The 24135-nt window shown below is 27.7% G+C and carries 34 protein-coding genes and 1 tRNA gene; 13 read left to right on the forward strand and 22 right to left on the reverse strand.

What is annotated here, in order from left to right; translation table 11 throughout:
• Window positions 1-3 precede the first annotated feature (3 nt).
• The 9 genes from C0982_RS06770 to C0982_RS06810 all read right to left on the reverse strand — a co-directional run bounded on the left by C0982_RS06770 (window position 4) and on the right by C0982_RS06810 (window position 4467).
• Complete coding sequence (locus C0982_RS06770; RefSeq protein ID WP_101773474.1) at window positions 4-483, reverse strand: hypothetical protein; 480 nt, start codon at window positions 481-483, stop codon at window positions 4-6.
• Between the two features lie 61 nt (window positions 484-544).
• The gene (locus C0982_RS06775; protein ID WP_101773475.1) at window positions 545-793 is read right to left on the reverse strand and encodes a hypothetical protein; all 249 of its coding nucleotides are present in this window, start codon (window positions 791-793) and stop codon (window positions 545-547) included.
• Between the two features lie 70 nt (window positions 794-863).
• A complete protein-coding gene (locus C0982_RS06780) occupies window positions 864-1142 on the reverse strand; it encodes a hypothetical protein (RefSeq protein ID WP_101773476.1) in 279 nt (92 codons plus the stop codon).
• A 53-nt stretch (window positions 1143-1195) separates the two neighbouring features.
• Window positions 1196-1510: a hypothetical protein gene (locus C0982_RS06785; protein WP_101773477.1), complete on the reverse strand. Its 315-nt coding sequence runs from the start codon at window positions 1508-1510 to the stop codon at window positions 1196-1198.
• Between the two features lie 331 nt (window positions 1511-1841).
• A complete protein-coding gene (locus C0982_RS06790) occupies window positions 1842-2147 on the reverse strand; it encodes a hypothetical protein (RefSeq protein WP_101773478.1) in 306 nt (101 codons plus the stop codon).
• A 30-nt stretch (window positions 2148-2177) separates the two neighbouring features.
• Window positions 2178-2489: a hypothetical protein gene (locus C0982_RS06795; RefSeq protein WP_101773479.1), complete on the reverse strand. Its 312-nt coding sequence runs from the start codon at window positions 2487-2489 to the stop codon at window positions 2178-2180.
• Between the two features lie 45 nt (window positions 2490-2534).
• Window positions 2535-2930, reverse strand: coding sequence for a hypothetical protein (locus C0982_RS06800; protein ID WP_101773480.1), 396 nt, complete (start codon window positions 2928-2930; stop codon window positions 2535-2537).
• Window positions 2902-3504: a hypothetical protein gene (locus C0982_RS06805; RefSeq protein WP_101773481.1), complete on the reverse strand. Its 603-nt coding sequence runs from the start codon at window positions 3502-3504 to the stop codon at window positions 2902-2904. The genes C0982_RS06800 and C0982_RS06805 overlap by 29 nt, the downstream gene beginning before the upstream one ends.
• 285 nt (window positions 3505-3789) lie before the next feature.
• Entirely contained in the window at window positions 3790-4467 is a 678-nt protein-coding gene (locus C0982_RS06810; RefSeq protein WP_101773482.1) for a helix-turn-helix domain-containing protein, read from the reverse strand.
• 206 nt (window positions 4468-4673) lie between these two features.
• Between C0982_RS06810 and C0982_RS06815 the strand changes: the two genes are divergently transcribed.
• Window positions 4674-5417: a phage antirepressor KilAC domain-containing protein gene (locus tag C0982_RS06815; RefSeq protein ID WP_101773483.1), complete on the forward strand. Its 744-nt coding sequence runs from the start codon at window positions 4674-4676 to the stop codon at window positions 5415-5417.
• A 10-nt stretch (window positions 5418-5427) separates the two neighbouring features.
• Complete coding sequence (locus tag C0982_RS06820; protein WP_101773484.1) at window positions 5428-5667, forward strand: hypothetical protein; 240 nt, start codon at window positions 5428-5430, stop codon at window positions 5665-5667.
• A gap of 42 nt (window positions 5668-5709) precedes the next feature.
• Here C0982_RS06820 and C0982_RS06825 read toward each other — a convergent pair whose 3' ends face one another.
• The 3 genes from C0982_RS06825 to C0982_RS06835 all read right to left on the reverse strand — a co-directional run bounded on the left by C0982_RS06825 (window position 5710) and on the right by C0982_RS06835 (window position 7223).
• Window positions 5710-6372, reverse strand: a complete 663-nt coding sequence (locus C0982_RS06825; protein ID WP_101773485.1) for an SHOCT domain-containing protein — start codon at window positions 6370-6372, stop codon at window positions 5710-5712.
• 90 nt (window positions 6373-6462) lie between these two features.
• Window positions 6463-6768, reverse strand: coding sequence for a helix-turn-helix domain-containing protein (locus C0982_RS06830; RefSeq protein ID WP_101773486.1), 306 nt, complete (start codon window positions 6766-6768; stop codon window positions 6463-6465).
• Window positions 6769-6887: 119 nt separating this feature from the next.
• Window positions 6888-7223, reverse strand: coding sequence for a hypothetical protein (locus C0982_RS06835; protein WP_101773487.1), 336 nt, complete (start codon window positions 7221-7223; stop codon window positions 6888-6890).
• Window positions 7224-7429: 206 nt separating this feature from the next.
• Here C0982_RS06835 and C0982_RS06840 point away from each other — a divergent pair, with 206 nt between their 5' ends.
• Complete coding sequence (locus C0982_RS06840; RefSeq protein WP_101773488.1) at window positions 7430-8083, forward strand: S24 family peptidase; 654 nt, start codon at window positions 7430-7432, stop codon at window positions 8081-8083.
• Window positions 8084-8194: 111 nt separating this feature from the next.
• Here C0982_RS06840 and C0982_RS10625 read toward each other — a convergent pair whose 3' ends face one another.
• A complete protein-coding gene (locus C0982_RS10625) occupies window positions 8195-8335 on the reverse strand; it encodes a hypothetical protein (RefSeq protein WP_207653238.1) in 141 nt (46 codons plus the stop codon).
• Between the two features lie 670 nt (window positions 8336-9005).
• On the opposite strand from C0982_RS10625, the gene C0982_RS06845 reads away from it, so the two are divergent.
• Both C0982_RS06845 and C0982_RS06850 read left to right on the forward strand, forming a co-directional pair.
• Entirely contained in the window at window positions 9006-9833 is an 828-nt protein-coding gene (locus tag C0982_RS06845; RefSeq protein WP_101773489.1) for an AAA family ATPase, read from the forward strand.
• Entirely contained in the window at window positions 9834-10178 is a 345-nt protein-coding gene (locus tag C0982_RS06850) for a hypothetical protein (protein WP_101773490.1), read from the forward strand. It begins immediately after the preceding gene.
• 396 nt (window positions 10179-10574) lie between these two features.
• Here the strand turns inward: C0982_RS06850 and C0982_RS06855 are convergent, their stop codons facing one another.
• From C0982_RS06855 to C0982_RS06895, 9 genes are all read right to left on the reverse strand, one after another.
• Window positions 10575-11897, reverse strand: a complete 1323-nt coding sequence (locus C0982_RS06855; protein ID WP_101773491.1) for a hypothetical protein — start codon at window positions 11895-11897, stop codon at window positions 10575-10577.
• Between the two features lie 522 nt (window positions 11898-12419).
• On the reverse strand, window positions 12420-12929 hold the full coding sequence (locus C0982_RS06860; RefSeq protein ID WP_101773492.1) for a hypothetical protein: 510 nt from the start codon (window positions 12927-12929) through the stop codon (window positions 12420-12422).
• 18 nt (window positions 12930-12947) lie between these two features.
• Window positions 12948-13304, reverse strand: coding sequence for a hypothetical protein (locus tag C0982_RS06865; protein ID WP_101773493.1), 357 nt, complete (start codon window positions 13302-13304; stop codon window positions 12948-12950).
• A 16-nt stretch (window positions 13305-13320) separates the two neighbouring features.
• Window positions 13321-13878: a hypothetical protein gene (locus tag C0982_RS06870; protein WP_101773494.1), complete on the reverse strand. Its 558-nt coding sequence runs from the start codon at window positions 13876-13878 to the stop codon at window positions 13321-13323.
• A gap of 18 nt (window positions 13879-13896) precedes the next feature.
• Window positions 13897-14205 (reverse strand): hypothetical protein, encoded by a 309-nt coding sequence (locus tag C0982_RS06875; protein WP_101773495.1) that lies wholly within the window; start codon window positions 14203-14205, stop codon window positions 13897-13899.
• A gap of 86 nt (window positions 14206-14291) precedes the next feature.
• Window positions 14292-14630 (reverse strand): hypothetical protein, encoded by a 339-nt coding sequence (locus C0982_RS06880; protein WP_101773496.1) that lies wholly within the window; start codon window positions 14628-14630, stop codon window positions 14292-14294.
• A gap of 4 nt (window positions 14631-14634) precedes the next feature.
• Entirely contained in the window at window positions 14635-14982 is a 348-nt protein-coding gene (locus tag C0982_RS06885; protein ID WP_101773497.1) for an antirestriction protein ArdA, read from the reverse strand.
• Between the two features lie 28 nt (window positions 14983-15010).
• Complete coding sequence (locus C0982_RS06890; RefSeq protein WP_101773498.1) at window positions 15011-15247, reverse strand: hypothetical protein; 237 nt, start codon at window positions 15245-15247, stop codon at window positions 15011-15013.
• 13 nt (window positions 15248-15260) lie between these two features.
• A complete protein-coding gene (locus C0982_RS06895; RefSeq protein WP_101773499.1) occupies window positions 15261-15527 on the reverse strand; it encodes a hypothetical protein in 267 nt (88 codons plus the stop codon).
• A gap of 845 nt (window positions 15528-16372) precedes the next feature.
• Between C0982_RS06895 and C0982_RS10800 the strand changes: the two genes are divergently transcribed.
• From C0982_RS10800 to C0982_RS06930, 8 genes are all read left to right on the forward strand, one after another.
• Window positions 16373-16495, forward strand: coding sequence for a hypothetical protein (locus tag C0982_RS10800; protein WP_278336042.1), 123 nt, complete (start codon window positions 16373-16375; stop codon window positions 16493-16495).
• A gap of 1064 nt (window positions 16496-17559) precedes the next feature.
• The gene (locus tag C0982_RS06900) at window positions 17560-18534 is read left to right on the forward strand and encodes an RNA polymerase sigma factor (protein ID WP_101773500.1); all 975 of its coding nucleotides are present in this window, start codon (window positions 17560-17562) and stop codon (window positions 18532-18534) included.
• Between the two features lie 254 nt (window positions 18535-18788).
• On the forward strand, window positions 18789-19421 hold the full coding sequence (locus tag C0982_RS06905) for a replication initiation protein (RefSeq protein WP_145994507.1): 633 nt from the start codon (window positions 18789-18791) through the stop codon (window positions 19419-19421).
• A gap of 120 nt (window positions 19422-19541) precedes the next feature.
• Window positions 19542-19895: a hypothetical protein gene (locus C0982_RS06910; RefSeq protein ID WP_145994508.1), complete on the forward strand. Its 354-nt coding sequence runs from the start codon at window positions 19542-19544 to the stop codon at window positions 19893-19895.
• A gap of 244 nt (window positions 19896-20139) precedes the next feature.
• Window positions 20140-20544: an IS200/IS605 family transposase gene (tnpA, locus tag C0982_RS06915; RefSeq protein WP_101773503.1), complete on the forward strand. Its 405-nt coding sequence runs from the start codon at window positions 20140-20142 to the stop codon at window positions 20542-20544.
• A 16-nt stretch (window positions 20545-20560) separates the two neighbouring features.
• Window positions 20561-21703, forward strand: coding sequence for an IS200/IS605 family element RNA-guided endonuclease TnpB (gene tnpB / locus C0982_RS06920; RefSeq protein WP_101773504.1), 1143 nt, complete (start codon window positions 20561-20563; stop codon window positions 21701-21703).
• Window positions 21704-21933: 230 nt separating this feature from the next.
• Window positions 21934-22009, forward strand: a tRNA-Asn gene (locus C0982_RS06925).
• A gap of 924 nt (window positions 22010-22933) precedes the next feature.
• Window positions 22934-24100, forward strand: coding sequence for a metallophosphoesterase family protein (locus tag C0982_RS06930; RefSeq protein ID WP_101773505.1), 1167 nt, complete (start codon window positions 22934-22936; stop codon window positions 24098-24100).
• Window positions 24101-24135 lie beyond the last annotated feature (35 nt).

The raw sequence follows: 24135 nt of genomic DNA on the forward strand, positions 1-24135 counted from the left end.
TCCTTATATGTCTAATAATAATGGTCTAATATGTTTGTCATAGTAGCTCGGATTATCCTCTTTCAACTTATCTAATAAGTATCCTCCGTTTAAATTATCTGGAATATCATCTAACTTCTCACAAAATAACAGTTCCATTTCATCTTCTGTTAATTCTCTATTTACTCCCAATACATATATACCACCACCATATTGTATTTCGATTGTTAAGTTTTCAATATCCATATCTAATTGATTAAAGTATTCTCTAGCTTTCAACTCAAAATAACCTGCATCTTTTGTCTTGTTGAAAATAAAATGAGTTTCTAACAACCTTATTAATTCCATTTCGCTAAGATTTTCTTCGTCTAGAGTATCTAGAGTTATTCCTGTTTTCCTTTCATAAAATTCAAACATTCTAGTTCTACTCATCCCTATTATTGCTTCTATCTCAAATGCTCTTATTAGTTCTTGATTTGTTGTTTTATATAAATATTCTATCATCCACTTCTCCTTCATTATGTAAAATTCACTAGCTTTTATTTGCCAACTTCTGCCGAATTAGTTAAATCCCAACTATTGTAGGAATTATTATAAACAGAATAAAACCGACAATAGCTATTACAATTGTTATATTTAATTTCCTTGATTTATCTTTATATAATGTTTTTTGTTCCTCAATAGTTTCTTTTGAGTAATTATATCGTTCGTATATCTCTAAAATCCTATAGGTTTCATTTTTTTTGATTGTATACTCAAATATAAAGCAAAAATTGAACACCCATGTAATAAATAAGAACGCAATTAGCGGCATAATTCCCCCCCAACTTAGATTTTTCTATAAATCCATAAGAATACCTATCTTTTATTTTCTCCTAATATTACTATTTATTTACTATTTTAAATTTCCCATATTTACCAAATAATTCAAGATCATATCTATGTACTAACTCTTTAATTTCCCTTGGACTGAATTCTGTCACTTCACAATTGAAATTTTGTATGTCTATTAAAGTTATTTTTTCTGAAGTTATATTTTTATTGGCAAACTTGTTATAAGATGTTATTTTAGCTATTCCTATAAAAAATTTATCTCCACGCATATTTTCTACAATATCTCCTGCATAAATATTGTAATATTCTGGTGTAATATTTATTTCCATTTCTACTTCTCCTTCATTATGTAAAATTCACTAGCTTTATTTAATCTACTTCCTTATAAGTTAAATATCCAATCCCTCATACCTCTATAATACTCATCTAACTCTTCAAGTAAGACCTTTTCAGTTGTCATTCTTATACTTATTGCTGAAACTCCGTCTTCTCTTTCTCCACTACATTCTATCCACACTGAATCTTCTTCCCCATTTAAAAATGCTTCTTTGTCGAATACAAAATCTTTGGGATTTGAATAGTAATTCAAGACAAGTTCTCTCATTGTCTCATTGTCTTCGTACTTTTTTAAATTTAACAAGTCACTGACATCATCACCTACTCCATAATGCCTTTTCATTTCAAAAATCTTTTTCATATAATTTCCTCTCAATAAAATAAGAATTTCATTCAATTAAAAACACCAAAATACTAACTTTACTATATATCTATTATAACATAATTTTTTTGTTATGTCAATTATTCTTATATATAGTATTAAATTATTTTTGGTGTCCCTTATAACTGTTTTTTTATTCGATTTTTACACGTAGTTTCGGATACTATGTCTGCATGTAACTATTTTACCTAAAATCACATGGGTAAAGAAGGGAGATTGACTCTCTTTTTTACTTAAAAGCATCTTTTTTGCAAGTTGCATCTATATAAAGTATTATAATATCCTCGCATATTAATATTTCTTGATCCATTTATATTACCTTTCTCTCTGGTAAGTTATCTATTAGAAATTTACACTTATCGACACAATCTTGACATGACAGGTTTTCACTTAATCTAAATCCTATGAATATACCATAATCATTTCCTTCAAATATATCCCAGTCTAATTCTGGTGTATCATCTAAATATTCGGCAAATTCTTTTTTTTCATATATAGAATAATCTTCTATTAGAAACACTACACTTTCATAGTATTTCTTTGAGATATAATCATAGTCTTCACCTTCAAAATATCTAATTCCTTTGTATATTCCTTTTTCAATTAAATTTCTCATTTGTTTATACCTATCTAGAAACTACAAACACTAAACATATTTACAACTCATTATACTTGTCTCAACTTTAAAGTGCTTATCTAGATTCCCCTCTGTATAATATTTTGTAATTTCTTTCATTAGATCATCAAACTCATTGAGACCTTCCCTACTATGTTCTTCAAGCGTTATAATTAAACATCTACCTTCATCCAAATAAATTTTTATTCGATAGCAATTGCTTTCATATGTTTTTTCTAAAAACTGTATTTTATAAAACGGAACTCTGAAAGAAGATTCCTTTCTCCCTATAATTGATGATACTATTAAACATGGATATTCTCCCCTTATTTCTTGCCACATAATTTTTCTCCTTTTTTTATATTAAAAACTTGATTTTATTTACTTTTAAAATAATTCTCTTATCTCTTCTTTAGTCATTTTCTCATATTCTACTTCAACCATTTTGCCACGTTCTTCACTTATTCTTTCAGCTTCTTTAAGTGCATTTACTTTATTTTCTAGATCAATCACTTGTGAAAAGTGATAATCTAAGTCCATATCCACATATACCAATGATTCATTTTCTTTTAATTTAAAATCTTTATCTAAAGTGGTTGAAGGATATTCTTCAATAGGTATATCATATAATAATAGCGATATTACTTCTTCTGCGTAGACTACAGCTTTACCATAAGTACTGGCATATGTTACCATCTCTCTATCTTCAAATGTTGGTAAAGTTACATAAAAAACGTTATCTTCTTTATTTTTTTCAATTACAACTGGATATACGATATTCATATTGTTCTCCTTTTCTTTCCCATTGCCTAATTATTAGAGCATTTCGTTTAAGCTCAACATTAGGATATTTTGCCAATAGTTTCCTTGTGTCAAATCCATGTGGAGTTACAACTGAAAACCCATTTGGGGTCTGATAAATTTCATATAAATCGTCACTCCCTAATATATTAACTAAATCATTTGTAAAGTCATGGCTATAATCATTATTCTTTATGTTATCCAAGTCAAACAGGAACTTCTTTGTAATAGCCATATTAGGTTTTCCTGCAATCTTCTTGATTTTTCTCATAATATTATCTAATCTTGTATCTTCAAAATCTATTAAATGATGGATCAACTCTTTTCGTATTTTTTCACCATCTCTTAAGTCTATGTATTCGTACCACCTAGACATTTCACCATCAACACCTTCTTCTATGAATTTAATCCATTGCTCTTCCAATATTTCCCAGTCTTGCATTGTTGGTATATCTGGCAATAATAGTGTTTTTCCTCTTTCTTTAAACCCCTCAAGTTCTCTATTATCCTTGTTTCTTGACTTGAAAAGTATAAGTTTATAATTATTTTCAAACATTTTATTCCTCCTCAATAAAATAACTATTTTAACTCGTTTTTTGCCTTATCTTCAAGAAAAAGCATGATTGATATTATTATTACTTTATAAATTGCAACACCTGCAAATACCGGTATCCAGTTTTTAAATTCATCCATACTAATCCTCCTCATTGACTTACTTTTTAATTTATGGCATCTTAATAAGACATAAGTATCCCACTTTTCTTATTAACTATAAGCATATTTTAACACAATTTATTCGTTATGTCAATGTCAGTTTATAAAGAAGGATTCTTTATCTCTATTATTTTTTTTTAGAATTATTTTCAATTCTGTCTTGTCTTATTATCGCTGTAATAATCTTACCCATAACCTTGTAGTCTATATGTTCGCTTCCATTGACTACTATGTCTATATATCTATCTTCCGCTGAGTTAGGTCTTAATACAACCTTATCACCATATAGTAAAACACGTCTAATCTCATATACACCTTCTAGTTTGACTAATACTAAATCTTTATTTTGTAATCTATTTACTCTAGAATATTCTTTGTCTATAACAATCCACGAACCATTAGGAATTTCTTTATTCATACTTTCGCTTGTATTTTTCAAGGTGGTTAAAGTTTTCTTTCCACCATATTCATCTAAAAATACATTTGGTAATTTTTTTTCATCAAGTTCTTTATTTTTAGGTATGTTTTCCTCATTAAGTTTTTCATGGAAAGTTTTTGTAGGTGCATTATATTCTAATGTATGTTCATATTCATCAAAAGCCAATAACCAATCCACTTCAACTTTAAATATATCTGAAAGTTTCTTTATTGTGCTTCTTTTCATATTTTCTACTTGTCCAGCCTCATATTTATTTATAGCGGCACGCTGTACCCCAACTATATTTCCTAGTTCTTCTTGAGTTAGTCCTAACTTTAACCTCATTTCCTTTATTCTATTTCCCATTAAATCTGTAGATTTCTTCATAAATACACCCCTTTCTATATTATGTATTGTATCATATTATTTAACATATAGTCAATAATTTTATTTTTTGTAATAAATTTAATACAAATCTCTTGACATATAATCTTAAAAAATATATGATATATGTATCTTAATAAGAACATATTATTTTTATATGTTTATTTTGTAGTACATTTAAGATATATAATAAAAAATAGGAGGTAATTATGCAAGAATTAATTAGGGTAGAAACAAATGAAAACATGGAACCAATTATAAGTGGTAGAGAATTACACGAAAGGTTAGAAGTTAAGAGCAAATATAATGACTGGATCAAAAGGATGTTAGAGTACGGATTTACTGAAGGCGTTGATTTTACACTATTTACTCAAAAAAAAGTAAGTAGTAACGCAAGTGGATTTAAAACAATAACAGACCACATTCTAAAACTAGATATGGCAAAAGAAATTGCGATGATACAAAGAAATGAAAAAGGAAAACAGATTAGAAAATATTTCATTGAGGTAGAAAAAGAGTTTAATAGTCCAGAAAGAATAATACAAAGAGCATTAGTATATGCAAATAATCAGATAGATACTTTGAAATTAGAAAGTAAAATAAAGGATCAGCAAATAGCAGAATTGAAACCTAAAGCTGATTATACTGATATCATATTGAAAAATAAAGGTTTAGTAACAGTCTCACAAATAGCTAAGGATTATGGTATGTCTGGAAATGCTTTGAATAAGATACTAAATGCCTTAAAGATACAATATAAGCAAAGTGGACAATGGTTGTTATACGCAAAATACCAAAATAATGGCTATACTCATTCAGAAACTATTCCATTGCTTGGGGTAAATGGATTTGACATAGTTAGTATGCATACGAAATGGACACAAAAAGGAAGATTATTTCTATATGAATTGCTAAAAGAAAACAATATATTACCAAAAATTGAACAAAACTAAGGAGAAAATAATGAAATCATTTGAAATAACTTACAAGAATGGAATTAAAAATACTATAACACCTTTAAATTTAAGAACTATTCAAGTCGATGGATTCACTTTCATGTTCCATGAACACATAAATCTTTGCCAAGTCTATTTAGGTTATGAATACCTTGAGTTATTAAGAGAATTTACTATATCAGAGTTTGATTTAGTATTTTGCATTAACTATCTTAAAAATTATGTCAATACTGGAATAAGAATGTAATATAAACACAAAAAACTAGCACAATTGTGCTAGTTTTATTTTTTACGCTAAACCATTTATCTCTCTTAACATTTTTTTTGAATTCTCATATACTATATTTATAGAACCATATTTGTATGATATCTCAAATGGCAAATCAGAATCTTTTTCTGAATCCTTTAAAAATAATAATATATGTGACTTAGAACCATATTTTGCTATTCTAAGGCTATATCTATCTGAGTCTAAACCTATTTTATTCATTATGTCTTTATAGTCATTAACTTCATAATCTTCTCCTAAATTTACCTTTATTGATTGGATTTCTCCATCTTCAAAAAAACCAAAAGTATAATCTAAACCATTTTTTTTATAATACAAGTAGTCAATCATCATTGTCCCATCATTTATTTCTTTATAAGGTTTTCCCCATTCCCCATTTTCTGATGTTAGGTCATTTCTTGTCATTGATATATATTCATTAGCATCAATGATTTTTTTATTATTTTCAAAAAATTCAAACAATCCTGCTGTAATAACAAAAAAAATAATTAATATGCAACCAATAGTATATTTAGTATTCTTATTTTTCTTGAGTTTAAATTTTTTATGAGATTTTATTCCTAAAAATTCTTTCTTTTTTAGATCAAATTCTTCTTGTGTGATAATTCCATCATCTAATAACTTCTTTAAATCAATTAAATCATCAGCATTTATTTTCTTCATAACATTCTCCCTTTAAAATTGTATAATTACTATAATAGGATAACGCTTTTTACTTATTTTATCAACCATATATTTAAAAATATGGTTAAATTATCTTAAAATCTTTACCAAATCAACTATGATTTTTAGTTTCTCTTCATCAAGTCCTACAATCTCACGTGCAATTATATCTATCTTATCAGTTAATGAATCTTTACCAGTAATTATATATTCCATAGAAACCCCTAACACATTGGCTACAGAATATAATTTATCTGCTGATGGCAAACTTTTATCCCAATTTCTTATTGTTCCATGTCCAACATTTGCCTTTCTTTCAAGTTCAGCAATGGTCATTCTTTTATTTTTTGTAATAATTTTCAAACGATCTAAAACACTTGATTTAATATTATTCATTTACCTATCTCCTTAAACCCACTTGAATTACTAGATTCACATTTTTGTGAAAGTAGTGTAAAATCAACGCCTTCAGCAAATACACATTCTTCATGTTAAAAGAAGTCTTTTATTAAGTTTTATCTAAATATACTATTTAGAAATTCTATAGCGTCAATTAATTCTAAGTAATTGTTTTCCTCTAATGTTAAAAAGTCTTTTATATCTAATCTTAGATAGTATTTTGTTGAAAAGAAAGATTGTTCATAATTTATGATTTTAAATTTTCTTTCTTTTATCATTATGAAATCTTCTTGATACATATTCTCTTTTAAATATTCTTTTTTTTCATCATTATTTAATATCATTATTATATTTAGTTCTTCAAGATCTACTTTTTCATCCAAACATTCTTGTAAATCAGTATTTTTCTCAATTTTGTTATCTCTTCCATTGTTTATTTTTTTTAAAATCATTATCAAACCTTTCTTTAATCCAAAATATATTTTCAAAAGAAATTTTAACTTAATTATAGTTAATTTGTTCTTTTATGTTTATCTTGTTTATATGATATAATAAAAGTATATGTATTGTCAATATGTATGTTAGTTTTTATTTTATTATATTGCAACATATATGTTGGGTAATTAGATAATTCAATGATTCAAGAAAGGATTTTTTTATGAACATAATTGAGAAGAGAAGATTAGAACTTGGATATAATAAAAAACTTTTTGCAAAATTGGTAGGAGTAAGTGAGATGACTGTAACTCGTTGGGAATCAGGTGATGTAGAAAATATGAAATCTAACAATATTATATCTGTAGCTAATGTCCTACAAATTTCACCTTTAGATATATTAAGTATAAATAACCAAGGACAAGAATTTAAGAAAGAAAGAGTTACAGAAGACATTAATTATGTCTATGATAAATTACCTATTTCGGTCGCAGCAGGTATTCCTTTAGATTATGAATCGGGATACAAATTTGAAAAAATGCATATTCCAGATGATATTTTAGGAAAAAGAGCTGGAAAAAAAGAAATCGGTATTGCAAGAGTAAATGGTGACTCAATGAATAAAGATATACCAGATGGTTCATGGATCATTATAGATAGATATTATAATGATTTAAGTAAGGTTAAAAATAATGACATTGTATTAGTAAAAGATACAGCTGGATATACTATTAAAAGAATCGTTAAGTTAGGAGATAGAGTTGTTTTAAAACCAAATTCAACAGATGATAGTTTTACAGATATAATTATCACAAAATACAATGTGGAAGATTTTAAACTAATTGGAAAAGTAATAACATATATAGTTAATCTATAATTATTTTAGAGAGTTATATTATATACTCTCTTTTTTGTTGTAAGAATTTAATCGAAATTATTTATCAAACTCTCTAATTCAAACATTTATGTATCAATTATAAGTTGATTTTTATACCATTCCGGAACTTGTTTGAAGGCATAATTTCACCCTTGTCAGGATGAAAAAAATAAGTATTCCGTATACTGCCATCGTCAATCTGTTCAGCAATCTAACTAAGTAACGCACTAGCATCTTCAATCGCTTTTTCACTTTCCCACCATAAAAATGGTCGCTACACCTCCAGCATAATTTATTCATCGGTCATGCAAACCCGACTGACGTATTACCTTGTGTCTACAGACATGGCACAGTGGTAACCGATTAGACTTTCTAGCATTGGCTCTAATTAACCTATCGTTTTTATACTGCTTTCGGCTTGCAGTGATATAACAAATAAATTATGCAATTTAACATCTATATTAACACTAATTCGATAGTTAAGTCAAGATATTATTTATATAAAAAATAAAATATATTTATATTTTTTAACATCATCAGTATAACCTAGTATTTTCAATATGTCAACAACATTTTTCGAGTGTTTACATGTTTACATGTTTACACGTTGTCATGTTTACGTGTGCATATGTTTACAAAACATGGTGTTTACGTGTTGTCATGTTTACGTGTTTACACGTTTACATGTTTATATGTTGTATTTTTATTTTTTTTTATAGCATTGATATTTCAATATTATTTTACATATAACTGTTTACGTGTTTATGTGTTTACGTGTTTACACGTTTACATGTTTATGCATTTACGTGTTGTCATGTTTACGTGTTTATGTGTTTACGTGTTTATGCGTTTATGTGTTGTCATGTTTACAAAAAATAAAAGTTATGATATAATTATATTATTAAAATATTAGGAGGACGTTATGGCTGAAAAAATATTATTTGCTAATTTTAAAGGTGGAACTGGGAAAACTACAAATGCTTGCATGATATCTCTTAGACTTGCAGAATTAGGTAATAAAACCTTACTAATAGACTTGGATCCTCAAGCAAATGCAACTGGAATGTTGTTATTAACGAAACAAAGAAATACAGGTGAAATAACCAAGTTTAATTCAACACTAATGACGGCACTAGATGATGGCAATTTAGAGAGTATCATTACAAGCATTAAGCAAAATCTAGATATAATCCCTACATTTGTAGACTTTGCGGGATATCCATATTATCTGATGGATAAATTTGAAGATGAAAGAGACAGGGTGTATTATTTGAAAACCTTAATTGATAAAATCGAAGATAAATATGATTATATTATTTTTGACGTACCACCTACTATCTCTATATTTACAGATTCAGCAGTAGTGGCATGTGACGCTGTTACTATAGTTCTTCAGACACAAGAACATTCATTCTTAGGTTCTCAAATGTTTATAGAATACCTACAAAAACTAGTTAATAAGTATTCGTTTGAAATAGATATATTGGGAATATTACCAGTTTTATTAAAAAACACATCTAAAGTAGATCAAGCTGTATTGGAGAACGCAAAAGAAGAGTTTGGTGAAGTTAATTTTTTTGAGAATGTTGTAAAAAACATGGAAAGAATAAAAAGATATAGCATGCAAGGCGTTCCTGATATGACAAATAGAAATGATTATGACATGCATGATGTTAAAGTATATGACATGTATAAACATGTCACGGATGAATTTTTAGAAAGGCTAAATAGAATTGAAGGTGAACAATAAATGAAATTACAACCAGAAAATAAAAAGAAAAAAGATATTTATGACTTAAAAAGTAACGGAATAATAAGACCAGAGAAACAATATGAAGAGTCAGAGCACTTAAAAATATCCCCAAAAAAAGAAGTAAAAAAAGAAATTATAAAACCTAAAAAAATAAAATACAAATACATTAGAGGTGAAGAAGATTCTGTCAATCTAGCAAACGCAGTTGTTCTTACGTCTTCATATAAAAGCGTAGGAGAATATGTTAAAATATTAATAGAAAATGACTTTCAAGAAAAAACAAAAGAGGAGCAAGAACAAATAAAAATAGCATTGCAAATGATAGAAAGTAAAAATAAATAATAATTTGTATACATTTACATTTTTACATATTTACATTTATGTTAATTTACATTTTTACATATTTTAAAGTTAAGATGCACGTAGTAGAATCATCATCATTTTGGTAGGATATATAGCATAAATTAATGATATTGCAAACAGGTATACCTGTTATACATATTATACCTGTTATACCATTAAAAATGCTTTTATCTTCGGAATATATAGACGAAACTATTTAAAGTAATATAGTAAAATCGTCATCAATTTGGATGGAGTAGAGTGGAATAGAGTAGTGAGTAATAATTATATTATATAGTATTTTAACCATCATTTTGGGAAGATTATAATATATATAATAAATCTATCATCATTTTGGATAGATTTATAAAAAAGGAAGGTCAATAACCTTCCTTTTTATTTCTTATATATTTTTTCATACCACTTCATCATATCTGTTACATTAAACTTCAATGGCAATCTAGGATTATCTTCTTTTAAACTCTTTGAATCCCAAGGGATACCAGTATCTTGTTCAATTACATACATTCTATATAATATACCACTTCTTTTTAAATCGGTTCTGGTTACAGCGTTATCAACTCCAAATAGAATTTCATTAGCTTCTCTAAGCATGAACCTTGCTTTTTCAAAAGAAATAGGATCGAACCCATCATTGTTATTTCTAAGTCTTCTAGCCTTTATTATATATTCAGATTCCATATTGTAGTCCATGAATACTTCTACAGGATTCATCCTTATAGGATCATCTCTAAATACTGTTTTTCCTCTAGTTTCATTACATTTTTTTGCTAATTCTATGAAATATTCATCTATTTCTATCTGGAAATTATGTTCGCCATCTGTAACATTTGCCACCATATTTACTTCATCAATATCACTCATTTTTAATAGCGTTAAAGGTTTATACTGAAGTTCACCAAAGCCTAAGAATGTAGCATACATCAAAAATGCTTGTTGTGGATCTTCTAATTCTTCACAATATGCAACTATTTCATCTCTTGAAGCATATTTCCTTGGCTCAATGAAGTTGACAAAGTATTCTGTTTTCACATTAAAGTCGACACCTAATAACAAGAATAATCTATTGTAACTTCTAACTTTTGTTGCCGCAAAGCCAACAGAGGATACTTTTAAATCTGTAAAATATTTTAGAAAATCTGAATTACTCAAGTTAAGAAAAATATTTTCATGATTTGATTCCACATCAAAACTATCACCTTTAAAATATCTAATGAAATGATTATAAACAGCCGTAATTTCGTTAAACGTTGGAATCGTATCATGTTTTAATTCTTCTTGAACAAATTGCAAAGTTCTAAAATTATACGCTTTTTTCTCATCAGAATTAAATGGATTCAATTCCAATAGCATTGGATTATATGCTATATTACTTTCCTCATCTTTATCATCATTTAATGCAATTACCATATTAGCTTTAAAAAATATTTGATCTGGTTTCAATGGGTTTATATCACTCCATTTATCTATGAACTCTGGATACTGCCTAGATATACTATATTGGCTGTTAAATCCATAATGTTTCCATATATCACACAGAGGAATTGATACAACTCTACCATCCTCGTAGAATACATCAATTGGCTTTGTATAAGATACAATATATCTAGTTGGAGTTTGCTCTTCATCAGCCCAATACTTGCGCATAAAGTAAGAATCAATATATCTAGTTAAATATTCTTCATATGTTTCTTTCATTTTATTACACCTACTTTCTATTAAAAAGCATTATCTTAACAATTTAATTATATTGTTAACAACATAATAACACTAACAAGTTGTTATGTCAATTAAAATCAACATTTTATTTATATAATTATTGCAAAAAGGCGAACATTAAGACTAATCTAATTAATTAGATATCTCAAGTCATCATATTTGACTCATATATATTAAATTAACAACCTTTAAATTGGTGTTCTAAGCAATTGTAAAACCTCTTTGATACTTATATATGGCAAAGTATCCATATACCTTAAAATCGATTTTAGAAGGTTATACAAGTTGTTTAAAGATACAGCATAAAGAGTATATTTGAGTTTTAAGAGGTGGAAGACGTGAAGGTACTACAATATTAAATATTAATTAAAACGCCTTAAAATCGATTTTAGAAGGTCATATTTTTAGTAGCATATACAAAAAAGACTTGTAGAAAATCCACAAGCCTAGTATTAATATATTTATCATTTTTGGGGATCCTCCTTTATATATTTTTAATCTTTAAAAAAGGAATAATCTTTTTTTATTTTTAATTAAAACACCTTTATTAGTCGGGTAGAATCCCTTGAATGATTTTACATTGTCAATATAATATTTTTCAAAATCTATATATCTTTTCATTTTTGGATCAGCTTTTTTATGAGTCAAATTAAACAGCAAGCGACCTGCACCACGCTTAGTAACAACGCCTTTTTTTAGTTGGTATTGACTGTATACATCGTCAAATACACCTGTTGCAATATCCCTCAAGGATATTTTACCTTTAACTAAACAGAAGGCAATTATTAAGTCAGTGTTGCCAAATAACCTAATATCATCAACTATATTTTTTAGCAAATATAAATTAAAATTTACACCATTTAAACTAAAATCAATATATTTATATTTTGTCATCATCCTTTTTGACACTTTTACATTGTCAATTGTCCAGCCTTCTTCGATTAGATCCACGATTGAATTATAATCCTTGTCTATATTATAAAATTTATCTTTTATTTTAATTAAAAACATCTTAACCACTCCTTATTATTATTTTTTACCTGATCCACCTAAAATTATACTTACTAAAAATACTATCATTGCTACAAAACCGGTAAAGAGTCCCCTGCCTACATCTGAAGCAACTTCTACAGCTTTTTCTTTGTATGCATTTTCTTGTACTTCTTCTTGTGGTGGATATTGTCCCCATGCAATTAATAATTGTCTTTCACTCATTTCTAAAAAAGTCAAATTATCATTAGCTATATAATACATCTCTTCATCTGTGTGTCCATAATCTAGAGAGTCTTGTATTATTTTTAATTGATCCGCATTAAAATTGCCCTTGATATTGTGTTGTTTTAACCATTCTTTTGCTACCTTTGGTTTAAAATCAAAATTATACATATTTTTACCATCCTTTTTAATAAATGTAACGTATATTGTACAAGTCAGTTACTGTATTATCATTGTTTGATATTCTCAAATAATTAAATTCAGTACATTCTATTGGTGTTGTCTCAACAAATTGTTGATATAATTCTTTTGGAGCATCTATATATATTTCCCTATCATTTTTGAATGAGTCATATATTTGAAAGTGCATATCACAATATACAATATCAACAGTTATATTATATTTTTTTATACGATCTTTTAAGATACTAGGTATTATTACTTTTTTTATCTGATGTGGTCTTACCTCATCAATGATATACTCATCATATTTACCTTTGTTATAATCTAAGTCACTTAAATTATTTAAGGTTGCATCTGTCACATCAATCTCTAATAATACAATTCCGTATTGCGTAAATGTATTAAGTTCGGTTTTTGGATTAAACAAGTATACAACTTCTTTAGAATTTTTTGCCCGCTTATTATAATCCCAACTATCATTACCACATCTAGATATAGGCAAAATACCATCTTTTAGTATGCTATTCAAATCTTTTATATCAACATTTTTATACAATTTCATTTTCAAAACCTCCATATATTATATTAAATCTTTGTATTTTTCGTTTAAATCATCAATTAAATTTAATATATCAGTCATATCAAAACCGTTGTAGCTTATTTCTTTCTTTTCTATATACTCTTTTTTCATTTCTTCAGGATAAAAATCTAGTTCCCTTTCAAAGTCTTCTATCTTTTCGTATGCATTAGCTAAATCATTCCACCAATTAAATGTATTTTCATTTTCCCAATAATAACCGTTTTCGTCTTCTTTTGCTTCTGTATATATTTCCTCATGTACTTCTACTAGCTCCAAGTTTTCTATATCTGATAAATAATATTTTTTCATTTTTTTACACTCCTTTTTAAAATTAATTGTTAAGATTATACTTTATATTATACTATATATTTAATGATTGTTGTTTTAAAATTTAACTATAATTCTTCAATTATACAATTATATTCTGTGTGAAAATCATGGTAAAAGCAATCTGATAAACTTGAAAATAAATTACTTAATTGACTGTTTAAAATTTCTATTTTTTCTATAAAATAAAGTTCATCATCATGCAGCCTATTGATTTTAAATTCACTATATTTTAACTTATCTATAATATCTTCAGCGGTATTTATTAATTCTTTGTAAAACAAAATTTTGTCTATGTTTGGATATCTTGTATTTTCTTTCAATGCAGTTTCTAAAGTTTTTTTAATTTCTATTTCTGTATTTTCTACAAGTGTATTTAATTCTTTTAATATATTTTCTTTATTCATTTTTCTACTCCTTATATACTGTATAAATATCCGTATTCTGTAAATTGTCCACCTTGTTCCATATTGCTAAAAACTTATTAAAATCATATTCGCTTAATTTTTCTACCTCCTCTACAAGTTCGTCCAATGTATATATATTTTCATATTCGCTAAATCCCTCAAATATTTCAGGATGATTACAATCATAATCAGATATGAAAATTTCTTCACTATCTTCACCAATTCCAATATTATTAAATACTTCTTGTATTTCTTCTGTTGTCGCTGGTAACGTCAACCACTCACCAACTAATTTACCATTATTGTATTCGTGCAAGTTTGTTATATATATTTTAAAATTTAAGTTTTTCATTGTTTATTTCCTCCTCTTATTTGATTTGTTAAATATTCCCAACCTTCATTATTTCACTAAAATAATATTTCTGCTTATATCTAACAACATATGAGTCGCCCTTACCGTCATAATGGACTTTGCTAGTATATTTGTTGGTGATTTTACCTCCAGAATAAAAAGCTGTTGTTACCTTTTCGCCTACATTCCCATCCTCATCATCTAAAACAACAAGGGCGTCAAAGGCTGTTAAATTATAAAATCCCACTATCTTATTTTTTTTCATTTTTTTGTACCTCCTAATATCTATACAGCGTATTGTTTTCTATAAATTCAACGCCCATTTTTTTTAAATCATTTATAATAAAAGATCTTTCTTCCGCGCTATGCTCATTTAAGTCTTTAAGTTCGGTTGTTTCATAATACATGCCTGTATCAGTTGGATGTATTACTTTTATTTCTTCCAATATGTTTTTAGCTATATTATTAATATTTTTCTTGTATCTTCTAAAGTCATGGATATTATTAATACCAACAACGCTTTTTGCATAATCCTGTATTTTCATTTTTTTGTTCCTCCTCTTATTTTATATCTGTAAATTAAATATATAGTTATTAATGATATTATAATTATGCTAAATATATTAATCGCTATATTATCGCTTATTACTGTTATTAACGCCAATATTGTAGATATTGTTGTTAATGTTGCTGTTGTTTTATTATTCATTTTATATTGTAAATATGCGTTATTTGTGGTATAATGGTTACATAATGTAAATATCTAGAGAGGTTTTGCAACCTCTCATCACTTAATTTAATAAGTGTAGTATCAATTTGATAATTACCGTTATCAAAGTATTGATACTTATCAAGAGATTTATTAGTTTAACACGCTTGTACTCTTGACGTTTAGGATACCTTTTAGGTGTCCTTTTTTTATGCAACTTTTTATTATTTACACGTCGCATATTTTCCCCCTTTCTCAATCAATTTTATATATTTTATTTCTTTGATTGCTATTTGTTAATTCAAGTATATCATTATTATTATGTTAAGTCAAGCAACTTTTTGATATATTTTTTAATTCTTTTTTTAATCCTATTTAAATATGCAACAATCGTATTTAATGTATATGTTGTAATATCAAGGATTGATGTATTTAATTAAGTTGCTTGTTTGATTTGTTAATTACATCTTACCGCTATATTTAAACAATGTCAACAGTTATTTTAAAATAATTTTAAATATATTTTTTGCTGGTTATCGCATATAATGTAAGTAATATATGTGGTGATTGATATCTGGCTGAGTCATTGCAATACATACACAAGTTAATTAGTACTTGATAAAATTAATAGTTGTGTGGTACTATTGAAGTAGTTGGTAACTAGCTGAGTGTAACCCTTGTGTGTTAAACAAGAGGAAGAAGAGAAGGATAAAAAAAGAACGATTGAAAGAAAAAGAAAAGAAGAGAGTTGAAAAGTTAGAAAATTCTAAAAATAAAGAAAAATATAAATTTAAAGAAAATTAAAAAATGAACGATTAAACAGAATGTTGAAATATTGTTCGTGTTCTGATAATTTTATAAAAGTCAATACTTGACAAATTAAGTTAAATGTGATTTGAGTTGTTGGACTGTGGATAGGTTAAAAGTGTTAAGCATTTTCAATTTTTATATAAACTTGTATATACAAGTTGGAACAAAAAACATCATTTTATAAATTAAACTTCTAAAAAGATTTTATAAAATAAATTGTGTCGTTACGATAAAAAATTCTGAAATTTATATCATTTTTATATCGTTTTATAACTTTTTCGCAACTTCACAAAAAGGAAACGCCTATACGCTAGTGTTTTCAATGCATATAGGTTTTATTTAAACAATGATATATTATATATTTGATAATGTGGGGGGATATTTTCTACAGTTATCAGAATATTCTGAAAATTATACATAACGTACCTCACGACTTACAACAAGAATTTTTTATAAATGTACGGATATTACCCACAAAATTGAGGTGTAAAAAATAGAGAGTACTTTTGAAGGTGATAGCCATATATTTTTTTGTAGGCATTATCCACAAATATTGAGCCTTAAATTTCAATTATTTTGAAGAAATCGTAAAAAACACCAATTATCCTATTAAAATTGTAGGTAACACCCACAAGTGAAGACGTATATAATTAAAAGAGGGAGGAAGAATTTCTATTTAACTAGTTAAAGATCTTTCCGAGACCAATGTTGTATATACAAGTAAAAAAATATTACAGGATAGAAAGTAAATAGATAATTTTGTAGATACCTTAGAATCGAAAATAAAACGTTTGCCTAGATAAGATTATTTGCACATATTGACATAACAGAGTAATTATGGTATAATATGTATATATCGAAGTTTTTACTTTAATATATGTATCGTGAGAAATCATAATATATAAAATAATTTAATTTAGGGGGATAAAATAATAGAAACAAAAGATTTAAAGAAAACAATAAAGGATAAGTTAAAAGAATTAATCAGTAAACTTGATTACAATATAAAGAGTTATAATGAGAGATTAACTTTAATAGAAGAAATACTGGGGATACAAATGAATAATGGAATAGAGTTTCCAGATGAGTTTTGGATAGATTTATTTGAACAAACAATAGATCCCATAACCAAAACAGATAATTCAAGTATTAAACTATGCCTAGACCAAAAGGATAAGATTTACTCAAATACAAATGTAGCAATATTCTTAGAAAAGATAGCAAGTTATTTGATAAATTGTCCTGAGGTAAAGGAAGAAGAGACTTTAACTTATAAAATATATCACAGTAAGGAAATGTTTGATAAAAGTATTAAAGATGAAAAAGAAGTAAGAAAGTTATCAATGACTACAGAGGATAAATTAACTATGTCTATATTTAAGAAAGAAAGAAACTTTAAGAAAGCTAAAGATGTAGTAATTAAACCAAGAGATATAAGACTCTGTAACCAATTAAGAGATTATGATTACTCATTAAATAAACTTAAAGATTTAAATAGAAACTCTAAGGTAATAAGAATAATGAGTGAAATTAAGAAAGATATGCTATTAGTATATGATTCATTCTTTAGGCCTATTAGGTTTAAAAGTCCATTAAGAGATGAAGGTGAACCAGATTGGTCTAAGTTAGATATGATGGATAAAGGTACTATGAAAGAATTAATAAAGTTAAAAAGAACAGATGAAATACACAAAGATATTAACTGTATATTATTAGATGTTGAATTATTAATAAATAGAACAAACTTAAAAGATAAACATAGAGAAATATTAACATTATATAGAGAAGGTTATAGCAATAAAGAGATTGCAGATAAGCTTGATACATCAAAACAGAATATAGGTAAATATATAGATAGATGTGTAGAGAACCTTACAGACCAATACCATAGTGAATATGAAGATTGGTACTATCTTAATATATCTAAAGGTAAATATCATAGATGTAAAGTATGTGGTGAAGTTAAGTTGGATACTAAATTTTATAAACATACTACAAGGAAGAGAAAGAATACTTGTAAAGAGTGTATCTAGTATTATCTTTTATCTATCTTAATCTATTTATCTTTAATGATTTTGACCTTGTATTAAAAGTATTAAAAGTATTAAAAGTATTAGGAGAGCTAAAAGCAAGTAGTTCCAAAGGTTAGAGGGGTGTAAGGGCGACTTTTTGTCACATTTTGGCGACTTTTTGTCACATTTTGGCGACTTCTTATCACATTTTGGCGACTTTTTGTCACATTTTAGATGTTATTTTACGAAAGGAGTGGTACGTATAAATATTGTTAGTGAAATGTAAAAAAATATTAAATGAACAAAATATATCTATGTTTACTAAAGTGGAAATGAATGTATTTTTTTCATTAATTTATGTGGTTACGGAGAATCCTGAAGTTAATGAAATAGAATTAAAAGCAATTAAAAAACTATCTAGAGATAGTAAAAATGGTTATAACGATTTAAAAAAACAAATATCTTCAATAAATTCAAAGTTACAGAAAATGACATTCGTAGGGGAAGATGGAAAAAAAACTCCGTTTCTATTATTTGAGACTTTACATGTATCCGACAAAGTTTTAGAAGTAAAAATATCCAAGCAGTTTGAGTATTTATTTATTGATTTGTTCAATGAAAAAAAATCTATAGCCATATTTGATCTTGAAGAACTTACTATGATAGAAAGTAAATACAGCAAAACTTTATATAGAAAATTAAGTTGTTTTAAGAGAAGTAAGTGGTTCAAGAAAGAGTTTGATGAATTGGTGACAGAATTAGGATTTAACTCTAAATACAAAAAAAAAGATATAAAGGTAAAATTAAAAGATGCCATCAAAAAGTTAGATGTATATTTTAGAGATATTTCTATTAGTTATGAGAAAAAAACAATAAGTGGGGAAAATTGTGTAATTAAATGGAAATAACTGAATATTTTATACAATTGGGAAAAAAGAGGTTTACTTTTCCGGTAGTTAGCATATATATATATAGAGGGGGTAATTAAGTAAATTAAAATGGAAGAAAATAAGAGATTATCAAACACAATGTTGACTCTTTACTTAACAGAATTGTTACAAAGAGAATACAATTTAAAATTCAGCGAAAGACAAATGAAAAAAATTCTGGATGGAATGGAATATGGGATAAAAACTTTAATAGAAGATGGCTATAGTTTTAAGTTATTAGATACCAATTATGAACCATATGTCAAGAAACCAGTTATCTATAAAGAAATAAGAAGTGGTGAAATTAAAAAGAGTGATGCTCGATTTGACGTTAGAACTTATATGTCTAGAAGTTATAGAAAAGAATTGGGAAAGAAAACAAAGCACAAAACCAATGAAGAACCTAGGGTCATAGGCTTATATGAATCTGAAGTTCCGAAAAATTTGAAATAAATAAATATATTTATAAAAAGATATTGACATAACAATTAGCTTATGTTATAATATGATTATGTCAAAGAAAGACTTAGCAAACTAGCTAAAAATATAAAGGTGTATTCGCACAGGATTTACTTTTTTTATTTTTTAACTAATTTGGCAGAAGTCGCCTATCCTCTATAGGTGGATGATGAATGCCTTGTTTTTTTTATTCAAAAAATGTTATAATCAGTCTATATTAGAAAAGAGTTGATATAACATGGAATTAGATACAAATAATCATTCAGTATTTCTTCTATATTATCACCTTGTGTTGGTAACTAAATATCGTAGACAGGTGATTGATGATGAAATATCTGATTACGCAAAAGCTACTTTTGAAAGAATTTCAGAATCTTATAACATTACTTTAGTTGAGTGGAATCACGATAAAGACCATATTCATATTATGTTCAAAGCTCAACCTAAAACAGAAATGACAAAATTCATAAACGCCTACAAGAGTGCTAGTTCACGTTTGATAAAACGGAACTTTCCAAGAGTTAAACAGTTTCTTTGGAAAGAGATGTTCTGGTCTAAAAGTTTTTGTCTTTTGACAACTGGTGGAGTTCCAATTGATGTGATTAAGAAATACATTCAAAGTCAAGGAAGTAATCATAAATAGAAAGTAGGTGAACCTCATGAAACAATTAAAAGCATATAAATTCAGAATATCTCCAACAGAAGAACAAGAAATATTCTTCGCTAAGTCTTTTGGTTGTGTTCGTAAGGTCTACAATCTAATGCTTGATGACCGAATGAAATCTTATGAAGAGACTAAGGATGATACATCTAAAAAAATGAAATTTCCAACACCTGCAAAATATAAGAAAGAATTTCCTTTCTTGAAAGAAGTAGATAGCCTTGCTTTAGCAAATGCTCAACTAAATCTAGATAAGGCTTATAGGAACTTCTTTCGAGATAAATCAATTGGATTTCCTCGTTTCAAAAGCAAAAAAAATCCTGTTCAAAGCTACACAACAAATAATCAAAATGGAACAATAACATTGGTTGACGGTAAGTTTATTAAGTTGCCTAAATTAAAGTCATTAGTTAGAATTAAACTGCATAGGCAAATTAAAGGAATTATCAAATCAGCAACAATATCACGTCTTGCAAGTGGCAAATACTTTGTGTCTATTCTATGCGAAGAAGATATACAAGAATTGCCAAAGACTAACTCTACTATTGGCATCGACTTAGGAATATCTCACTTTGCTATACTATCTGACGGTCAAAAGATAGATAACCATAAATTTACTTCTAAGATGGAACAAAAACTTAAACGTGAACAACGCAAACTATCCAAACGTTGCCTTATGGCTAAAAAGAAAGGCATTAAACTTTCTGATGCTAAAAACTACCAGAAACAAAAAAATAAAGTAGCTAAGCTACACGAAAAAGTAATGAACCAACGTGAAGATTTTCTGAACAAGTTAAGTACATCTATTGTCAAAAACCACGATACTATTTGTATAGAAGACTTAAATATCAAAGGAATGTTACGTAACCATAAATTAGCAAAATCTATATCTGATGTATCATGGTCTAGATTTGTAACTAAATTAGAATACAAAGCCAACTGGTACGGAAGAAAAGTTATAAAAGTAGATAAATGGTATCCGTCTAGTCAAATTTGTTCTAACTGTGGACACAATGATGGCAAGAAAGAGTTAACCATAAGAGAATGGACTTGCTCTAATTGCAACACGAATCATGATAGAGATATAAATGCAAGTATAAATATAAAAACCGAAGGAATTAGGTTACTAGAAATATCGTAGATAACATAAAAATCAAAGATTTTCGTGTCTAACATATGTGAGAACCATAGGAACTATGGGGATAGCTTGGTAAATAAGAGAAACCTCTGTAAGTAAAGAAATACGCTTACAAGTATGTTCTGTTCCCAAGAAGCTCCCACTTCTAGCGTTAGCTAAGAGGAGAGTAGTTCACGATGTGGCAAAAAGCTTAAATGCTTTCAAAGGGAGGGGCGTGCTCCTTCCCCAGATTTGGATTAGTAGCTCAGTTGGTAGAGCATTCGGCTGTTAACCGAAGGGTCACAGGTTCGAGTCCTGTCTTTTCCGCCAACAAGTTGAATTTTCCACCAAGTGAATTTAAATGTATCTATGATATTTAGACGCCCTCCTTTCATCATACGTTTTTATTCTTAGTCTATTACAAAGGGTATCGTAGATATGTTTAAGTTCACTTATGGTGAATTTATAATTAAATTTATTTTGCATATTATTTAACTGTTTGTTATAGGATGCATAAATGAAGATGGTAATGTTTAATTAATTATTAAACAAGTAGGTTCAATTCCTACACTTCATCTGTTCCAGCTTGGAACAAAGTTGTAAAAAAATACACAAAATTTTATGAGATTTTCTAGTGTCATTAAGGTACACAATTAAACCTTGCAATCTTCACGTTGTCAAGGAAATTACGACCCACTACGTCTGGGTACTAATGAATGTAGAGTCGTAAGACTCATCTAAGCCTTGCAGGTTTGACGACTGTCAAGGATATCATAATCCATTCTAGCCTCTTTATAGTGATGGATAAATGCTCATTAAGAATGGACTTTTGAGAGATGCGGTTAAGCTTCCTTGTTAATGTGACAAAAGCTAAAATTTACCGTACGAACACCACTACAACTTTGGTATTCATCACATTAAGGTTGTAGTTAAAAGACTGGCTAAATGTCTATAAAGAATAGCTGACACCTTGGGACTGATGGTATTCCAATTAAGCGTAATCTAAGTACGCCAGTGAGGTGGCTAGTAAATCTAGTTCTTCCCAAAAAAACAACGTGTTCGGGTATACTAGTTGTGAAACACCGAGGCACACTAACAGCAAAACCTTAGCAAGTACGCTCCCCAACATCAGGGTTCAGCCAAAAGCTAGGGTCACGAGACTAACTTTAGTCCTTACGTGGGGCTAAAGAAATATAAAAATCCTAGACATGATTTTAAACTGTCTATTTTTTTGTGGAGAAAATGGGAGAAATTATGGAGAAGAAAGAAAAAATTGACTTAATGTTGGGTAGACTCAACAGAGAAAATGATTATCCCTGGGAAGAGATATCTAAAATGGTTGGGTTGAATTTTTCAGGGGATCATGTTAGAAAAATGAGTTATGGCATGAAAATGCTAGACGACTATAACAAAGAAAATAGTTCAGAAAGATATAGTGGTCAAGATTTAAAAGAGATAAAAGAGAAAATCTTAGAATTAAAAAGAACTAGACAACAACTATCCGATGAAAGAACCTTTACCAATAAAAAGATAAGAGGTCTTGCAAGAATAGAGGACTTTATAAATTTACTAAGAGATGAATTAGAGCTTCTTGCGTATGAAAAACCAATGATAGTTAAATCTGAAGATTTAAACTCATTAGGGTTCAGTTGTCAAGATAATGTAGGGATACTATTATTGTCAGATATTCATTATGGCATAGAGAGTGACAATATAGCAAATAAGTACAACACTGAAATCGCAATAGAAAGAATGAATTCTTTAATAAATGATACTATAAAATATTCAAATCTACATGGTATTGACGAGATATATGTTTTTGAACTAGGGGATAGCATTTCAGGACATATACATAACAATTTAAGATTAGAGAATAGAATAGATGTAGCTCAACAAATAATAGGTATATCAGAATTGTTATCAAGTGCTATGTTTGAACTATCTAAGAGTATCAAGAAAGTCAACTTCTGTATGGTTGAAGGAAATCATGATAGAATTTTGCCTAAGAAGGATGATAATTTAAATAAAGACAGTTTTGCAGTGTTGGTGCAAGAACTTATCAAACAAAGAACTAAAAATATAGAAAACTTCAATTTTATTGACAGTATTGGGAAAACGTTTTCTAAAGTTGAGATAAAAAACAAAACGTGTTTTGCAGTTCATGGAGACAAAGATAGTTCAAAATCAGTCGAGGGGTTACAAGCAATATCTGGTATCAAGCCAGATTATGTATTTATGGGGCATTTTCATAATGCTAATGAATACACAATTAATCAATCGGAAATAATAGTAAATGGTGCGTTTAGTGGCGTTGATGAATATGCTTACAATATAAGAAAAAATTCACCACCTATTCAAAAGTTCATTATTATGAATGAGAATGGAAGATTATGTACGTATAATTTCAATTTAAGCAATTAGGGATTCGTCCCTTTTTGAAAAAAGGGCATTATATT

Source organism: Peptostreptococcus faecalis (assembly GCF_900240845.1).
GTDB lineage: Bacteria > Bacillota > Clostridia > Peptostreptococcales > Peptostreptococcaceae > Peptostreptococcus > Peptostreptococcus faecalis.

What these genes read in the sequence shown, in the direction of transcription:
- C0982_RS06770 (WP_101773474.1), bottom strand. Translation starts at nt 483, where the DNA reads ATGATAGAATATTTATATAAAACAACAAATCAAGAACTAATAAGAGCA.
- C0982_RS06775 (WP_101773475.1), bottom strand. Translation starts at nt 793, where the DNA reads ATGCCGCTAATTGCGTTCTTATTTATTACATGGGTGTTCAATTTTTGC.
- C0982_RS06780 (WP_101773476.1), bottom strand. Translation starts at nt 1,142, where the DNA reads ATGGAAATAAATATTACACCAGAATATTACAATATTTATGCAGGAGAT.
- C0982_RS06785 (WP_101773477.1), bottom strand. Translation starts at nt 1,510, where the DNA reads ATGAAAAAGATTTTTGAAATGAAAAGGCATTATGGAGTAGGTGATGAT.
- C0982_RS06790 (WP_101773478.1), bottom strand. Translation starts at nt 2,147, where the DNA reads ATGAGAAATTTAATTGAAAAAGGAATATACAAAGGAATTAGATATTTT.
- C0982_RS06795 (WP_101773479.1), bottom strand. Translation starts at nt 2,489, where the DNA reads ATGTGGCAAGAAATAAGGGGAGAATATCCATGTTTAATAGTATCATCA.
- C0982_RS06800 (WP_101773480.1), bottom strand. Translation starts at nt 2,930, where the DNA reads ATGAATATCGTATATCCAGTTGTAATTGAAAAAAATAAAGAAGATAAC.
- C0982_RS06805 (WP_101773481.1), bottom strand. Translation starts at nt 3,504, where the DNA reads ATGTTTGAAAATAATTATAAACTTATACTTTTCAAGTCAAGAAACAAG.
- C0982_RS06810 (WP_101773482.1), bottom strand. Translation starts at nt 4,467, where the DNA reads ATGAAGAAATCTACAGATTTAATGGGAAATAGAATAAAGGAAATGAGG.
- C0982_RS06815 (WP_101773483.1), top strand. Translation starts at nt 4,674, where the DNA reads ATGCAAGAATTAATTAGGGTAGAAACAAATGAAAACATGGAACCAATT.
- C0982_RS06820 (WP_101773484.1), top strand. Translation starts at nt 5,428, where the DNA reads ATGAAATCATTTGAAATAACTTACAAGAATGGAATTAAAAATACTATA.
- C0982_RS06825 (WP_101773485.1), bottom strand. Translation starts at nt 6,372, where the DNA reads ATGAAGAAAATAAATGCTGATGATTTAATTGATTTAAAGAAGTTATTA.
- C0982_RS06830 (WP_101773486.1), bottom strand. Translation starts at nt 6,768, where the DNA reads ATGAATAATATTAAATCAAGTGTTTTAGATCGTTTGAAAATTATTACA.
- C0982_RS06835 (WP_101773487.1), bottom strand. Translation starts at nt 7,223, where the DNA reads ATGATTTTAAAAAAAATAAACAATGGAAGAGATAACAAAATTGAGAAA.
- C0982_RS06840 (WP_101773488.1), top strand. Translation starts at nt 7,430, where the DNA reads ATGAACATAATTGAGAAGAGAAGATTAGAACTTGGATATAATAAAAAA.
- C0982_RS06845 (WP_101773489.1), top strand. Translation starts at nt 9,006, where the DNA reads ATGGCTGAAAAAATATTATTTGCTAATTTTAAAGGTGGAACTGGGAAA.
- C0982_RS06850 (WP_101773490.1), top strand. Translation starts at nt 9,834, where the DNA reads ATGAAATTACAACCAGAAAATAAAAAGAAAAAAGATATTTATGACTTA.
- C0982_RS06855 (WP_101773491.1), bottom strand. Translation starts at nt 11,897, where the DNA reads ATGAAAGAAACATATGAAGAATATTTAACTAGATATATTGATTCTTAC.
- C0982_RS06860 (WP_101773492.1), bottom strand. Translation starts at nt 12,929, where the DNA reads ATGTTTTTAATTAAAATAAAAGATAAATTTTATAATATAGACAAGGAT.
- C0982_RS06865 (WP_101773493.1), bottom strand. Translation starts at nt 13,304, where the DNA reads ATGTATAATTTTGATTTTAAACCAAAGGTAGCAAAAGAATGGTTAAAA.
- C0982_RS06870 (WP_101773494.1), bottom strand. Translation starts at nt 13,878, where the DNA reads ATGAAATTGTATAAAAATGTTGATATAAAAGATTTGAATAGCATACTA.
- C0982_RS06875 (WP_101773495.1), bottom strand. Translation starts at nt 14,205, where the DNA reads ATGAAAAAATATTATTTATCAGATATAGAAAACTTGGAGCTAGTAGAA.
- C0982_RS06880 (WP_101773496.1), bottom strand. Translation starts at nt 14,630, where the DNA reads ATGAATAAAGAAAATATATTAAAAGAATTAAATACACTTGTAGAAAAT.
- C0982_RS06885 (WP_101773497.1), bottom strand. Translation starts at nt 14,982, where the DNA reads ATGAAAAACTTAAATTTTAAAATATATATAACAAACTTGCACGAATAC.
- C0982_RS06890 (WP_101773498.1), bottom strand. Translation starts at nt 15,247, where the DNA reads ATGAAAAAAAATAAGATAGTGGGATTTTATAATTTAACAGCCTTTGAC.
- C0982_RS06895 (WP_101773499.1), bottom strand. Translation starts at nt 15,527, where the DNA reads ATGAAAATACAGGATTATGCAAAAAGCGTTGTTGGTATTAATAATATC.
- C0982_RS06900 (WP_101773500.1), top strand. Translation starts at nt 17,560, where the DNA reads ATGAATAATGGAATAGAGTTTCCAGATGAGTTTTGGATAGATTTATTT.
- C0982_RS06910 (WP_145994508.1), top strand. Translation starts at nt 19,542, where the DNA reads ATGTTGACTCTTTACTTAACAGAATTGTTACAAAGAGAATACAATTTA.
- tnpA (WP_101773503.1), top strand. Translation starts at nt 20,140, where the DNA reads ATGGAATTAGATACAAATAATCATTCAGTATTTCTTCTATATTATCAC.
- tnpB (WP_101773504.1), top strand. Translation starts at nt 20,561, where the DNA reads ATGAAACAATTAAAAGCATATAAATTCAGAATATCTCCAACAGAAGAA.
- C0982_RS06930 (WP_101773505.1), top strand. Translation starts at nt 22,934, where the DNA reads ATGGAGAAGAAAGAAAAAATTGACTTAATGTTGGGTAGACTCAACAGA.